The sequence below is a fragment of the Microcoleus sp. Pol7_B2 genome (genome assembly GCF_036701035.1).
Taxonomy (GTDB): Bacteria; Cyanobacteriota; Cyanobacteriia; order Cyanobacteriales; family Microcoleaceae; genus Microcoleus.
On the sequence record NZ_JAUBQB010000083.1, the window covers coordinates 1 to 14203 of the forward strand.

A 14203-nucleotide genomic window follows, 5' to 3' on the forward strand; every position below is an offset into this window, starting at 1 on the left:
TACTGGAATAATAATGAATCCTCCTGTATTTATTGTTTTAAGCACTGCATAGCTCTTAACTGAACCGTATTGCAATTAAGTCCTTCTTTCCTTTTCTTCTTGCTGCTACTAAATTTTCTCTTTTCCCCCGTTTTCCTGATCTTTCGCCATAGACTTTCTTTCCTCTTTTTGCCCAGGCATAGACAGAACCTTCAAATTCCTCAAATCCTGACTCATCAATAAATACAAGACTTTTGCTGCCATAAAGTTTAATTAATTCTCTCAGATTCCTGTAATATTTCATTCTTTATTCTCTATTTCTTTCTTTATAGCGAAGGTGTTTTTTTTTGGTAATTTTCAGTTTTTTTAAGGCATAGCAGATGGCACTAGGTCTGACCGAGAAAGTTCTTGCTCTTTCTACTAATCTTGCTTCCGGATTTTTTTCAACATCTTTTTTGAGGGCTTCCCAATCTAGCTTTCGTTGACGGTGATTGACCTGAGTTGGTCGAAGGTCTTCCCTACCTAACCATCTATAAATTGTTGCTCTTCCTACCTTAAATATGGCGGCAGCTTTCGTTATACTCCCTCCATTTTCCACATAATTGACTACTTTTTGTCGATAGTCTAGACTGTAAGCCATTTTTTTCTAATTAACTATTTTTATCGATTTTATCATGATCTTACCTCTGTCTCACATTTATTTGAAATGACTATATAAGTAGGGCATTAAATTACTTTTTGCGTAAGTAAGCGTAAAAAACGTACAACAGATAGAGCCTGTGCGTCCTGGACTGTTATCCTCTCTTTCTTGTCACAATCCCTTGACTGGGACTGAACAGCAAAGCCACTAAAAACAACCCAAAAACAACTAATACAATTGCCGCCCCAGATGGCATATTCAAATAATAGCTGAGATACATACCAGTTACGCTAGCTGTAATCCCAATAATTGCTCCCAATCCCATCATTAAATGTAGCTCTTTTACCAACAAATACGCCGTTATTCCCGGCCCGATTAACAGAGAAATTACTAACAGCGCCCCCACAGTTTGCAAACTCGCAACAATCGTCAGCGTAATCGCCGAAATCATCCCCAAGTAAATCAAGTTTACAGGTAAACCGGACGCTTGCGCCCCCAGCGGATCAAAAGTATAAAAGAGCAATTCTTTGTAAAGGAGTTTAACTGCTACCAAAATAATCAAAGTTATGACAAAAGTCTGCTGCACGTCAGCCGGTGCAACTGACAAGATATTCCCGAACAAAAACCCGTCTAAATCTAATTTGGTTGTCCGCAACAGGCTAATCAGCGTGACACTAATGGCTAAGAAAGTAGATAAAATTAATGCCATCACGGCATCAATTTTTAGACGAGATTGCGATTGAATCCATGCCATAATTACCGCGCTGATAATTCCCGATATAAACGCGCCGATCGAAATATTGAAACCTAAAGAAAAAGCTACTGGCAATCCTGCTAATACCGAATGGGCAATCATGTCAACCATCATTCCCATTTGCTGTACAATTAAGTAGGAACCGACAACGGCACAGAGAATTCCTAGCAAAATGCCGACGGCGATCGCATTTCGCATGAACTCGAATTGTAGTGGCTCACTTAGTAGGTTTAACATTGAATTATGTTAATAAGAGGATTTTTTCAACTACAATAAACTGCACAGGCGGGACGCCCGTGCCACAATCAACTTTAAAGATAAATCTTTTTTTGCTTAGGCAGCAACTAAACTTAAATCGTATCCATAGGCTTTTTGAATATTGGCTGCGGTGAGGACTTCCCGGCAGGAACCAGTTGCAATTAACTGCTTATTTAGCAATAATAAATTGTCGTACTGTTTTAAAGTTTCACCTAAATCGTGGCTGATTACTAGCAATGTTTTATTCTCAGCTTTTAGTTCGGCAAAAATATCGAAAATAATTTCTTCGGTTGCTTTGTCGATCGCGTTAAAAGGCTCGTCGAAGAAGAATAAATCGGCTTGTTGGGCGATCGACCTTGCTAAAAAAATCCGCTGCTGCTGTCCGCCAGACAGTTCGCCAATTTGTCGATCGCGCAAATCCCACATTCCCACCCGCAGCAAAGCAGCTTTGACCAATTCTTGCGACTGCTTCGAGGGACTGCGAAACCAACCTGTCTGGACGGTTCGCGCCATCATCACCGCATTCCACACCGTAATCGGATAATCCCAGTCAATTTGCGATCGCTGCGGCACGTAAGCCACGCGCGACAACTGTTCCTTCAGCAGCCGCCCCTGATATTTCACCAAACCCCGACAGGCCGGGATCAATCCCAACATGGCTTTCACCATCGTGCTTTTCCCCGCGCCGTTGGGGCCGAACACACCAGTTAATTGTCCGGCATCTAACTGGAAATTCACGCTGTTGAGGGCCGAAATTCCTCGATAATTAACAGCCAAGTCTTGCACTTCTAACATAATTCAAACTTTTGAGAACGATTCTTGTTCGTAGCTACTAGAATAGGATAACTCGAAAAAGCAATAACGATTATCGTTCCAAAGGTGAAAATGTTAAAGAAGTTGGTTGGAAAAACCCGCAGATTGTGGGGGGTGGCTGTTTTGGCGATCGGCTGCGGAGTGGTTGGGTGCAGTGGAGGTCAGAACGCAAGCAATCCGGTGTCAGAGAGTCCGGCCGCGACTCAAACTCAAGCCAGTCCCGCCGCCAACTTGCCCAAAGTCGTCGCCACGACTGGCGTTATCTGCAACCTAACAAAAGAAATCGCTCAAAGTTCGATCGACACCACCTGTCTAATCGAGCCGGGAGACGACCCCCACGCCTACCAAACCAAGCCGGAAGACCGCAAAGCGATTGAAACAGCAAATCTAATTTTCTACGGCGGCTACAACCACGAACCCAGCATCATTAAGTTAATTGAATCTAGCAATAATTCCGCACCCAAAATCGCCGTCCACGAACTCGCCGTTCCCAAACCGCTGATGGGCAAAGACGAGCACGAACACGAACACGGTGAAGATAAAGCGGAAAACCAACCCCATGCAGAAGGCGAAAAAGTCCCTGACCCTCACGTTTGGCATAACCCTGAAAATGGCATCCGTATGGTAGAAACAATTCGCGATGAATTGAGCAAAGTTTCCCCCGCCAATGCTCAACTTTATGCCAAAAATGCAGCAACCTTAACAGATGAGTTGCAAAAAATAGATACTTGGATAAAAGCTCAAATTGCGACTATTGCACCCGAAAAACGCAAATTAGTAACAACTCACGATGCTCTGAGTTACTATGCCGCTGCTTACGGTTTGGAGATGGCTGGAGCTTTGCAGGGTGTGACGACAGAGGAACAGCCCACAGCAGCAAGAATTGCCGCATTGTCCTCAGAAATTAAGAGCACAGGAGTGCCGACAATTTTTGCCGAAACCACAACTAATCCGAAGTTGATGGAGACTGTGGCGAGGGAGGCAAATGTCGAGATTTCCGACAAAGAACTTTACAGCGACGAGTTGGGCGGCCCCGGCACGGGTGCTGATACATATCAGGGAATGTTGAAAACTAATACTTGCGCGATTATTTCTGGCCTCGGTGGCAATTGTACTTCTTTTGCCGGAGAAACTGCACCAAATCCCAAACCATAGAATTTTCTAAAGTTTGCCTACTAGCAAGCACCTTACCTTGGCTGGGTACGCAGAAAAAAGCAGCGCTCGCAATCGCAGGGGTTTTCGATTGCAAACGCTGCGTTGGTAGCGATGACTTTAAGGTGAATTTGGCTCCTCGGTACTGGGGGGTTTTTGGCCAATTCCTAATTGCTTCTTAGAGGATTTTAAGTCTTTCCAAAGCATCTTAATATCTTTATAGGCTTTCTCAGCGCTAATTTTACCCCCTGTTTCCAGCGAGCAAATATAAGTTATTTTTTGAGCAAACTCCTGCAAGTTGGCATTAAACGCCAAGTTTTCTGGCGTGAAATCACCGTAGTAGCGATTGCGAGGATGTAAAAAATCTTCCCGCTCTTTCATTGCCCCCTCCTAATTAAACTTTTGGTATTCAACTTTTGGTTCGGTCTCTGCTGTTAATAGCACTATTTGTACTCAGTATCGCGGCGCTAACTTGCTTCTATTGTATTGCGTAAGTAGCAATTGTGCTTTTTCGCTCTGTATTTAGTCTATTAATGCAGTCTTAACCTTAAGTTAGCTTTATCTTAACTTTTCTTTAACCTAAAAGCAAAAAAATTGGGAAATGCGCTGTTGGCATCTCCCTTTAGATATATTTGGCAGTTGTTGATTAACCTTTTCTGAAGCGGAATATTTATTTGTGGCACTCGCAGCCTGTGTGGCCGCAGCCTTGGCCGTTGGGGTGCCCGTCAGCGCAAGCACTGGAACAGTATGTTTTGCCGTTTTTTTCAATGGCTTCGCTGGCGTTGACAACGCACGAACATGAAGGACAGGCACATTTTGTTTGGGTGGCAGTAGTCATTTGAGCTTCTCCTGGTGGGGTTGTGGATATCTACTAATATCTGAACACATATTCAGATATTAGTCAAGGGAATGTAAAATTTTTGTTACAAAAGGTTTGCCGATCGCACTAAAATGAAAATGAGAATTAAAATTAGCCGGAAAAAGATGTCACCCAACTCTGCTGTTAATGGAGCGATAAGTCAGCCTCACCAACAAAACGATACACCAATGTGCGATCGACCGCACCTAGTTGACAGTGTAAGGGCAGGGGACATCCAAACACAAGTTCTCAACACCGCAAAAGCTCAGCGGATGGCTGAGTTTTTCAGTCTTTTGGGAGATGCGAATCGCCTACGGCTGCTATCGGTTTTGGCAAAACAAGAACTGTGCGTGTGTGACTTGGCTGCAGCGTTGAGTATGAGCGAGTCAGCAGTATCGCACCAGTTGCGGGCATTGCGGGCGATGCGGTTGGTAAGTTACCGCAAGGTTGGGAGACAAGTTTTTTATAGTTTACTCGATCGCCACGTTTTTGAACTTTACCAAGCAGTCGCCGAACACTTAGACGAAGCAGATTAAGCTTTTGGGCATTGGGCATTGATAATGGATTTAAAATTGTGTAGGGGCGGCTTTTACCAATAATTTCAGCCTAAGACCAATAATCTCGTAAACCCGCCCTCACCAAACTCAGTATCAATCTTGGACGGTGTGGCCCGTAGCAACAACCGCCTGTGTAATAGACTCTTCAGAAGCTTGAGCTTCTACTGTAACAGTCTTAGCTGCGACATCCACATTGACAGTAGCATCGGAGTCAACAGTTTTGATGGCTTTGGTAATTGTATCAGCGCAGCCAGAGCAGACGATCGAGGGAACGTTAAGTAGTATTGCCATAATTAAGCAAAATTTCGTAGATGACAGTATTATTTTTTATTTTAATCTAAATTCGTGAAACACGCGCTTTCCCGGATTTCGGCAGGGGTTTCAACCCCTGCCTCAAAGCTCAATTCGGTTTTAACCGACTGTAGAGTTTGACCTTAAAAGTTATAGATTATTTCCTACCCATATCACTTCAAACTTAATACCTCTGAAGGCACATTAATCTCGGGTATGCGGCGCCCAACGGCGGCGGCTACAGGCCGCAAACTCGCAACTAAATCTACCATATCGGGTAAAGAAAGAGCTTGCCGCGCGTCAGAAACCGATTTTTCTGGTTGCGGGTGACACTCAATAATTAATCCGTCTGCACCGCAAGCAACCGCTGCTTTGGCTAGTGGTGCGACTAATTCTCGCTTGCCGACTGCGTGAGAAGGGTCTACTATTACTGGCAAATGAGTTAACTGTTTCAGCGCTACGACTGCACCTAAATCTAATACGTTTCGGGTGTAATTGTCGAAGCTGCGGATGCCTCTTTCGCAGAGAACTACATGAGGATTTCCGTGGCTGAGAATGTATTCGGCGGCCATCACAAATTCTTCGATTGTGGCTGATAAGCCGCGTTTTAGTAAGACTGGTTTTCCGGCTTGACCGATCGCCTTTAGTAACTCGAAGTTTTGCATATTCCGACTGCCTAGTTGCAGCATATCAGCATAGGTGACAACAGGATCGATTTGGGCGATCGACATTACCTCTGTCACGACGGGCAAACCGTAACGCCGGCTGACATCGGCTAAAATTTCCAGTCCCTCAATTCCCATCCCTTGGAAAGCATAGGGAGATGTGCGGGGTTTGTAGACTCCGCCTCGCAAAGCTTGCACGGAGGCGGCGGATAGTTGGCGGGCGACTGTTTCCATTTGTGCAGGACTTTCGACGGTACAGGGGCCGCCGATGATTAATAATTCTTGGCCGCCGACTGAGACTGTTTCTGAGAGTTTGACGATTGTTTGGTGTTCGGGATGAGATTTGGTTACGAGTTTGGCTTCTAACATGAGGGAATTCTCCTGGAAATTTAAGTGGGTGGTTGACAACAAAAAACCCGGCACTTTTAAGAGTTCCGGGTTGGTGCGAAAAGACAGCGCGACAATTTACCCAGAACTTTTGTTGGGCCAAAAATAAAAGCTGTAGTACCAGTTACTGAATAATGTCATTGCTGTTTTCGCTTGTACTCGATTGGTTGTTGGGAAAAGAAGTAGAAAAAACAAAACCGCAGGTGTTAATCTGCGGTTCGCCCGGATGTTCACAGTGAATTACCAATTCACTCCGGGCGAACTTGGCTGTACCAAAAATAAAAATAGCTGTTGGCTGTGAACATAGCTGAAGTGCTGCGATTTGTGGATTAAACACAATACTATTGCACAAGCTAGCACAGGGACACTGGGATGTCAAGCATTGTTTGTCAAATGTAGGGAAAGGGCAAGGCCCATGGGTGTCATCGTCTTAAGCCGACTATCTGCCAGTCCGCGAGTCCGCTAGGGAATTCAACCCCTGCCGGACTATGGATTTTACCCTAAGTTGAAACCAATGGGCTTTGCGGTTTCCCTACTATGATGTTAATCCCAGCCGAAGTCTCGATCGCACAATTCGGCTAGTCTTTGGTTGTGCGATCGAAAATATGCTCTCAATTGCTCGTATACTGTCTCGCTGATGGGGGGATATTGGGTGGCGTTGTATTTTTCGTAGGTTTGTAGTTGGTGGGGCGGCAATTCTAGAAATTCTAAGACGCTGTTGTATGTGCCGAAGGGATTGGTATACAAGTCTTCGCTTTTGAGGATTAAAAGTTGTGATTTGGGAAAAAGTTGCATCCAGGCTGGGAGTTGATCGGCGTAAATGCCGCGCGTTAGATAACTGTGGTGTTGGTGTTCGTAACTGTAGTAGTTTGGGTTGGCTATGAGTTTTTCTATTTCGCCTTTGAGTCTTTCGGGTTCGGAGGCGATCGCACTTTCTAATGATAAGGATTCGTAGCCTATTTTGATATAGTAATAATAGTGGGAGATTGCGCGTTCTACTGGGTTTCTCAGCAGGGCGATTATTTTAACTTTGGGAAATAAATCGTGGATTCGTTGCGGAACTTGGGGGTGACAGATGTAGTAGGGGCTGGCTTCTCCGGTTAGTAGATTTTCGCCTGTTTGGGGCTGGGGAAATTGGGCATAGTACCAGTCGGGGCTTTTGTCGAAGTTGAAGTCGAAGTAATGGATTTCTTTTTGGGCAGCGGGGGCGATTTGGGGATGTTGGATTAAGTAATTGTACAGGGATGTTGTGCCGCCTTTTTGGGCGCCGATGATGATAAAGTCGGGGGCTTTGGGAGTTTGTTTCATGGGTGGGGGTGGTAGGTTTATATTTGGCACTTGTACTGACAGTGCGCCGGGGGTCAAATGGAAATTCGATCGCACTTTGACGCATTACGGAAATTGGATCGCACTTTGACGCATTACGGAAATTGGATCGCCCAATTTAGATTTGATCCCGCTGACAGGCATAACCACTCCATCGGCCGATCGTGATTGTGGATTCCGGTGGTTGAAAGCGCTAGCAACGCGAACACACCAACAAAGCCCGCCAGACAAGGACTGGGAAATAAATCGGATACGATCCCGATCACTGTTTTTGGGTGATCGAATTCACTCTCGCTCTGGCGACTGACATTTCAATTTAACTAGATTAGAGTGGAGTTAGGAAGATCTAATTCGTGCGGGGTAAATTTTTCGCGAAAAAATATATTATCGGCGGCGATTTTGGTTGCGGGTTTGTGGGTTTTATTTTTCAGCCAAGGTACAGATTTAAATTTGTGCAAGAGGCTGATATGCAAGTTGCAAAAAATGGGAACAATAAAGATGGGATTGTACTGTCGAGCAGTAACTACCAGCAATACCATCTCTGAAATTATTCAGGAAGGCGTCAATGTTTAAGAGCAAATTATCCAAAGTTATCGTATCCCTGCTGCGGCGGATTGCTGGTGTTACCAGATCCGGGGCCAAGCGGCTGATGAGAGCAATGTTGCAAGCGCTGATGGCTATGGGCCGCAGGGCAAGACTACCGATGGCGGGGTTTGTGCTGCCGACGGTGACGATGGTGTTGCTGGTAGTGATTTTGTTGACGGTGGCGATTACCCTGCGATCGTTTGATCGGGCTAATACAGCGCGTAACGTGCGCGTGAGCCAGCAGGTGCTGGCGGCCGCGACTCCGGCGCTCGATCGGGCAAAAGCGAAAATTCAGTATGCCTTATCCCCTCAAGGAAGCGGAACACTTGACACACCATCAGACTTGAGCGTTTACCAAGCGATGGATTCAGATCGGTTTAAATTTGGAGATGAGGATGTTCTACAGATTAAGTTTGATATTGATAATTCAAATGTAATTGAGCCTGCCCCTGCCGATCTCACTAAAATTAATGAAAGCGAGAGGATAAATACCGCTTGGAGGTTCCCTGTAGATACTGACAACAATGGTAAATTTGATACCTACACTCTATACGGGATATATTTTCGCAGCCCACCTCGGGATCTGAACACAGGAGAGTTTAATAGAGCTAGAAAGGGTTTAGAAGCCCGAACCCCTCCGATGTCGGTATCTCAAGGTTCTACTAACGCGATCTGCAAGGCCGCAGCAGGTACTAGCGCTAGTTTGGTAGGCAGTTCGGACTGGTACAAAGCAGATGGCGTACTCAAAAAAAGCTTATTTGTTTACACAGTGAACGTGCCGATCACTAATATTACGGGAGTAGCCTCAGCAGCAAACTACGAAATATTTAAAGGAACTCAAAGTTTCTCAGCTTTGGAGTATCAACAAGACCAAAAACGCATTCCCCTACAAAATAATGCGGTGGTGTATGAAGATGATTTAGAAGTATCTCCCGGCCCGGCGCTGCGTCTCAACGGACGGATATTTACTAACAGTAACTTTATGGTCACTACGACTTTCAATGGTCCGGTGGCATTCTATCTCGTTAGCAGCAAAGAATCTTGTTTCTACGACCTAGAAAATAGCAAAATAGTCGTTAGCGGTAATGTGGTTAACGGCTGGTCGGGAAGTAATGGCAACACTGGCAAAGACATAGCCGTTCATCTATTTGGGAAAGAGGCTACCGATCCAATCATCACAAAAGCAATCAAAGGCGGCAGCGACCAATCTGTAGCCTACAAAGATGGTGCTTTGGGAGTGATGTACAATAACAAGGCTTATTCCGATCGCATCGGTCTGTTAGTTTCCGAACAGGAAAAAAATCCCGCTGCTTCCGATCCCCAGGAAGTTAAAAATGCCATTGCCACACAAGTTCAAGAAGAAACTGACCCCACTCCTCCCAGCACCGATCGTCAAAACGAGATTCGTCGAGAAAACCTGGAATCTTACTTTAGATTGCGAACCCGGAAAGTGCCTTTTGCAGAAGTGCCGGCCACTGGAGACGCATTGGCTGGCTTTGTTGATCCCATAACAAAACTGGTGACTACATCTCCATTCGGCGGTACAGGGGAGGAACTGCGACCGGTGGATGCCTGGGTTATGCCTTTGGACACCAACACTAAACTCGATACAACAAGTGTCAGGCTCAAAGCCAACAGCCCGGAAAAGGTAGAGGAAGATAATAAAGAATCCGAGTTAGGCGATCGCATAGTCGTAGGGAACAATCTACCAGCACTAAGGTGGAGAAGCGATTTGAACCCTCCCAAATTTGTGGGTGAAGGTGAGGAAGGAAGAGACACATTAACAGGAGTTAATTGGCTGGATGGGGGCCAACGCTACCGAGAACCCCAAGTGAGACAGTTCGCTGATGTAGGGGGAGCAGAGAGGGACGGCTTCTGGGAAAAGAGTGCGGCCCAAGCACCTCAAACAGCAGTTGATGCCATTGGCGGATTGCGGGTAATTACGGGTGCGGGTGTTTACGAGCGCACCAACTCTTTTCTGCCACCTCCTAAAGTCTTCAACCCTGCTGCTAATGCAGTATCGGATTTCTACGACGATCCAGCAACTACTGCTGTAGAAAAGTTCCCTGTTGTTTGGCCCGACTCCATGCCGATGTCGCCAGGCCCGAACTCTAAAGTTTATAACAATAATCCTGCTGGTACTATTGGCTGGACTGATTTGACGGCTGCTACTTGGAACACTTTGCCCACCAATGGAACTCCACCAGGAGGAGCAGCCAGTACCATTGACCCCAATACTCCTCAGTATGCTAAGGGTGACTTGCGGATGCGCGCAAGTGCGATCTATCACTACGCAGACAACACAAGCGATCAAACTGCTAAATTAGCTGATACCCCGCTGGCTTGTGTCAGCAGCTATTACGATCCCAGCTACCGATACAGCAAAGGTGGAACTTTATTTGATTCCAGTCTCAACCGTCCAGGTTTGCCATTGGGAAGCAACGCAAATGGTAAATCCCACAACGGCATCGTCTACGGCCCTCCTGCAGCCAGACCGCCCGGTGCAACTCTGACGGCAGGTCTCCTGACTGACCCATCAACTCTCACTTCAGTAGGAACACCAGAGAATCGCTTGAATTATCAAGCCAGTCTCGTCTTTCCTGACGGTCGGTTTGTCAACGAGAACTTAAGGAAGGCTTTGCAGAAGGCTGACGGGGAACGCAGCTTGTCGGAAAAAGCTGCGATCGACTCTACTCTTTGCTCTTTAGGAATTTTGGGCGGCATTGCTCCCAACACTGCTTATCTCGACCACGGGACAATTCGAGAAGTTGCTTTTCTCAATCCCAGGGAAGTTAAGGCGATCGACAAAGATGACCCAAGCACTGCGGTAGACGAGACTTATAGCCTCAGCAGTCCTTTGGCATCTTCCGGCGGTAGCGGCTTGATGGGTGCCGCTCAGAGGGCAAAGCTAACCGGACAATACGACAATCCCCTAGCGGATAGGCAACCCCTAGAAATCCGAGTCACCCAATTAGATATCGATAAGCTCAGGAAGAAAAATTCGATCACTTACAAGCGATTGCCCGTCATCAACACCCTTAACCCAGAGTATATGCTGCCTTACAGCGGCCTAATTTACGCCAGCCGTGATGATGCAGCACCCGATCGCAGCGATCGTACTCCGAATAGTCTGGGCACTGGCATTGATACAACCCGCAGCCAGCTAAGCAGCTCAACAGATTCTCGGCTAGACCCCAGCCGCCGCCCCCACGGAATTATGCTGATTAACGGATCTAGCTTGGGTCGCCCGACAACTGTAAGCACGGTGACCGACGTACTCAAAGAGAAGGGTCTGCTGTTGACTTCTAACCTGCCGGTGTACATCCAAGGCGAATTTAACAAACACACCCACAGAGAATTTGGTACAGGTGTTGCAACTGCTTTTGATTGGACTCCTAGCAATTTCTACGGTCGCCTGGGTACAACCCTGAATCCCAATTTTGCTTGTCGCCTCGGCGATCCTCGATACCCTGGCAAATGCTCGGGCAGCGATAATTGGCGAGCAGCAACAGTGCTCTCGGATGCGATTACCCTACTCTCTGAGCCAGTGTCAGGTAATTTACAGGATGGCTTCCGGTACGGTGTCCGCAATCACGGAGATTTTGACCTGAGAAATAATGCAGGTAGCGCAATTGTCGGCTATGACTTGAATGGGGACGGTAGTATAGGTACTAATACAGTTAGTGAAGCTACCTTCGGCTTTGACCTCAATGGAAATGGGACTACGAACGATACGGGCGTTACGGCCGTTAAAGAGACCGATGTAACGGCTAAAGCCGCTCGCAGGATTAACGGTTTCGGTGCTAACAACTACGTCACTAACGGTTTGAGTAGCGGTGCTGCTTTTGACATTATCAACCAAGAAAAGTTGGGGCAAAGCGCCGGGACTAGCGTTACACCAACAGACACAAACTACAGGACTACCACAGGTGTTGCTCCTAACAGTTCATACTTCAACAATTTCGTTACGCCAGTTCAGCGACGGGCTAATTTTCCAGAATATGTAATGGAAATCTGCCGGAAGCTGCCTGTTTCAGCTTGCGGGCCTAATGACTGGGTAGTTGGTATTGATGCTGGTACTGTTGGGGAGTTTAATGGTGAAATAGAACCGGCAAGCGCTGTCCCAGCAGGTACAGATCTCGCTAAAGTTTTATCAGGTACAACAGCTACACCAGCTCTAGATCCAGCCGATCGCAGATATCCCCGTCGCGTAGCTTTTTTGCGAAACAGCTCAGGTGCTAACCAAAATAAACTGGTACTGGATGGCACTATCCCTGTGGCCCTGGGAATTAATAATAGTAGCAAGGTAGGTCACTACGCGGCAGGAGGTAGCGTCAATGTAACGATATCTAGTGGTGCGCTTGCTGTACCCACCACCGCTGGTCGGCCTGAGCCCAAACCCAACGCTCTTTGGTATTCGACAACCACCACTCCAGGCACTCCAACGGGAGGAAGGGACGATGGCATTACCAACCCTCTGTTTTACGCGAAATTACCAACAGTTAGTGGCGGAGTTCCTAATACAGTTGAGCAACCACAGCTAAGACCTACTTTGCAGATTCAGGCAACAAATGTTACAAATGCTCCTCTAAGCAACTCCCAAAATGCCAACGACGTAACGCGATGGATACAAAAAGCACGAGCGACGGAGTTTAACCTCATAGTCGCCTCCAATGACGTTCCTTCACGGGCTATCTCTGCCACCCTTGGCGACACCAATGGTGGTATGCAAAACTTACCGCGCTTTATGGAAAATTGGAAAGACTTAACTCACTCGATCGCAGGTTCGTTTATCCAATTCAAGCGCAGTTCTTACGCAACTGCTCCCTACCTATCTGTTATTAACGATCCTGCTGCTGGTTCTCTATTCAAGGCTAAGCTATTCGACTCCGACACAAGCTACCCTTCTACCCCTTACAGAATCGAAACCGGGGTTGGTACGATCGGCTATTTCGTACCACCCACTAGGGAATGGGGATTTGATGTAGGTTTGCTTTCACAGCCCCCTGATTTGTTCGCCCAAAAATTCACTCTCCCTGCTTCTCAGAAAAAACCTGACGAATACTTCAGAGAAATCAGCCGGGATGATGATTGGGTAAAAGCTTTGTTGTGCGCTGAAAAATTGCAAAATAATCGCACTCTCTCTGGTAACTATGCTGCAAATGACAGCGCTACAAAACCAAGAACAGACTGTCCTAACCTTTCCTGACCTTTAAACGCTCACCTTCCTGAGTTCCAAATGCGGAGTGCTTACTATGATCAAACGCCAACAGCCACACAGTAGTTTACAGAAGTCTCAAGAAGCCGGCTACACGATTATCGAATCATTGGTAGCGATGATTGTAGTTTCGGTGCTGATGATTGCGATCGCCCCTGTGATGGCTTTCTCAGTAGCAACTCGCGTCCAAGCCAAACGGATAGAAATGGCAACTCAAGCCGCCAAAACCTATATTGAGGCGCTCAGGTCTGAGGCGCTCAAACCAGGCACTAACGGGTTTCCTGCTCAGTCCACAACCGCCAATAAATTAGAGGACACTCCCGCTCCAGCCAACATCAACGCTCTTTATTGCATAGACCAAGATGGAGATCAAACCTGTACCGCTGGCAGCAATCAAGACCTTGTAGTTCAGGGCTACTACTATAACAACTTACCCGCTGCTACAAATCCGGCAAAAACAGGCTACAGCTTAATTGTTCGGGTTTACAGGGCTAGTTCTTTTGCTAGTGGCGTCGGGGCACTAACAACTCAGAAAATTCAAGCCGATCAAAAGCGACAAGTTCAGCAAGGAACTACTACCGCAGGGCTGGGAAATCTCCGAGCGCCTTTGGTAGAAATAAGAACAGAAATAGGCGCTAGCGATCGACAAGGTGCTTACAACAGTTTGTGTACTCGCATCAATGGCGCCACAGGCTGTCAGTAATCATCAAAGTCCCCGT

The 14203-nt window shown here is 46.6% G+C and carries 12 protein-coding genes and 1 pseudogene; 4 read left to right on the top strand and 9 right to left on the bottom strand.

All coding sequences use genetic code 11. The features are described 5' to 3' along the window. Positions 1-70: 70 nt before the first annotated feature. The 3 genes and pseudogenes from QUA57_RS23695 to QUA57_RS23705 form a co-directional block, all read right to left on the bottom strand. Positions 71-619, bottom strand: a pseudogene (locus QUA57_RS23695) (IS630 transposase-related protein); the annotation flags it as partial. A gap of 154 nt (positions 620-773) precedes the next feature. Then, entirely contained in the window at positions 774-1610 is an 837-nt protein-coding gene (locus QUA57_RS23700; protein WP_333063991.1) for a metal ABC transporter permease, read from the bottom strand. A 96-nt stretch (positions 1611-1706) separates the two neighbouring features. Continuing rightward, positions 1707-2426 (bottom strand): metal ABC transporter ATP-binding protein, encoded by a 720-nt coding sequence (locus QUA57_RS23705; protein WP_333063990.1) that lies wholly within the window; start codon positions 2424-2426, stop codon positions 1707-1709. A gap of 90 nt (positions 2427-2516) precedes the next feature. Here QUA57_RS23705 and QUA57_RS23710 point away from each other — a divergent pair, with 90 nt between their 5' ends. Further along, positions 2517-3599: a metal ABC transporter solute-binding protein, Zn/Mn family gene (locus QUA57_RS23710; protein WP_333063989.1), complete on the top strand. Its 1083-nt coding sequence runs from the start codon at positions 2517-2519 to the stop codon at positions 3597-3599. A gap of 117 nt (positions 3600-3716) precedes the next feature. Here QUA57_RS23710 and QUA57_RS23715 read toward each other — a convergent pair whose 3' ends face one another. Next, positions 3717-3977, bottom strand: coding sequence for a DUF7219 family protein (locus QUA57_RS23715; RefSeq protein WP_333037090.1), 261 nt, complete (start codon positions 3975-3977; stop codon positions 3717-3719). 289 nt (positions 3978-4266) lie between these two features. After that, a complete protein-coding gene (locus QUA57_RS23720) occupies positions 4267-4434 on the bottom strand; it encodes a metallothionein (protein WP_333037089.1) in 168 nt (55 codons plus the stop codon). A gap of 146 nt (positions 4435-4580) precedes the next feature. On the opposite strand from QUA57_RS23720, the gene QUA57_RS23725 reads away from it, so the two are divergent. After that, positions 4581-4991, top strand: coding sequence for a metalloregulator ArsR/SmtB family transcription factor (locus QUA57_RS23725; RefSeq protein WP_333063988.1), 411 nt, complete (start codon positions 4581-4583; stop codon positions 4989-4991). Between the two features lie 114 nt (positions 4992-5105). Here QUA57_RS23725 and QUA57_RS23730 read toward each other — a convergent pair whose 3' ends face one another. The 4 genes from QUA57_RS23730 to QUA57_RS23745 form a co-directional block, all read right to left on the bottom strand. Beyond that, entirely contained in the window at positions 5106-5303 is a 198-nt protein-coding gene (locus QUA57_RS23730) for a heavy-metal-associated domain-containing protein (RefSeq protein WP_333037087.1), read from the bottom strand. Positions 5304-5476: 173 nt separating this feature from the next. After that, complete coding sequence (aroF, locus tag QUA57_RS23735) at positions 5477-6376, bottom strand: 3-deoxy-7-phosphoheptulonate synthase (protein ID WP_333063992.1); 900 nt, start codon at positions 6374-6376, stop codon at positions 5477-5479. 103 nt (positions 6377-6479) lie between these two features. After that, positions 6480-6692, bottom strand: a complete 213-nt coding sequence (locus QUA57_RS23740; protein ID WP_333037085.1) for a hypothetical protein — start codon at positions 6690-6692, stop codon at positions 6480-6482. Positions 6693-6898: 206 nt separating this feature from the next. After that, positions 6899-7663, bottom strand: a complete 765-nt coding sequence (locus QUA57_RS23745; protein WP_333063987.1) for a sulfotransferase domain-containing protein — start codon at positions 7661-7663, stop codon at positions 6899-6901. A 583-nt stretch (positions 7664-8246) separates the two neighbouring features. Between QUA57_RS23745 and hpsA the strand changes: the two genes are divergently transcribed. Together hpsA and hpsB are read left to right on the top strand one after the other, a co-directional pair. Further along, positions 8247-13475: a hormogonium polysaccharide biosynthesis protein HpsA gene (hpsA, locus tag QUA57_RS23750; RefSeq protein WP_333063986.1), complete on the top strand. Its 5229-nt coding sequence runs from the start codon at positions 8247-8249 to the stop codon at positions 13473-13475. A gap of 46 nt (positions 13476-13521) precedes the next feature. After that, complete coding sequence (gene hpsB / locus QUA57_RS23755) at positions 13522-14187, top strand: hormogonium polysaccharide secretion pseudopilin HpsB (protein ID WP_333063984.1); 666 nt, start codon at positions 13522-13524, stop codon at positions 14185-14187. The last annotated feature ends 16 nt before the right edge of the window (positions 14188-14203 follow it).

What these genes read in the sequence shown, in the direction of transcription:
- QUA57_RS23700 (WP_333063991.1), bottom strand. Translation starts at nt 1,610, where the DNA reads ATGTTAAACCTACTAAGTGAGCCACTACAATTCGAGTTCATGCGAAAT.
- QUA57_RS23705 (WP_333063990.1), bottom strand. Translation starts at nt 2,426, where the DNA reads ATGTTAGAAGTGCAAGACTTGGCTGTTAATTATCGAGGAATTTCGGCC.
- QUA57_RS23710 (WP_333063989.1), top strand. Translation starts at nt 2,517, where the DNA reads ATGTTAAAGAAGTTGGTTGGAAAAACCCGCAGATTGTGGGGGGTGGCT.
- QUA57_RS23715 (WP_333037090.1), bottom strand. Translation starts at nt 3,977, where the DNA reads ATGAAAGAGCGGGAAGATTTTTTACATCCTCGCAATCGCTACTACGGT.
- QUA57_RS23720 (WP_333037089.1), bottom strand. Translation starts at nt 4,434, where the DNA reads ATGACTACTGCCACCCAAACAAAATGTGCCTGTCCTTCATGTTCGTGC.
- QUA57_RS23725 (WP_333063988.1), top strand. Translation starts at nt 4,581, where the DNA reads ATGTCACCCAACTCTGCTGTTAATGGAGCGATAAGTCAGCCTCACCAA.
- QUA57_RS23730 (WP_333037087.1), bottom strand. Translation starts at nt 5,303, where the DNA reads ATGGCAATACTACTTAACGTTCCCTCGATCGTCTGCTCTGGCTGCGCT.
- QUA57_RS23745 (WP_333063987.1), bottom strand. Translation starts at nt 7,663, where the DNA reads ATGAAACAAACTCCCAAAGCCCCCGACTTTATCATCATCGGCGCCCAA.
- hpsA (WP_333063986.1), top strand. Translation starts at nt 8,247, where the DNA reads ATGTTTAAGAGCAAATTATCCAAAGTTATCGTATCCCTGCTGCGGCGG.
- hpsB (WP_333063984.1), top strand. Translation starts at nt 13,522, where the DNA reads ATGATCAAACGCCAACAGCCACACAGTAGTTTACAGAAGTCTCAAGAA.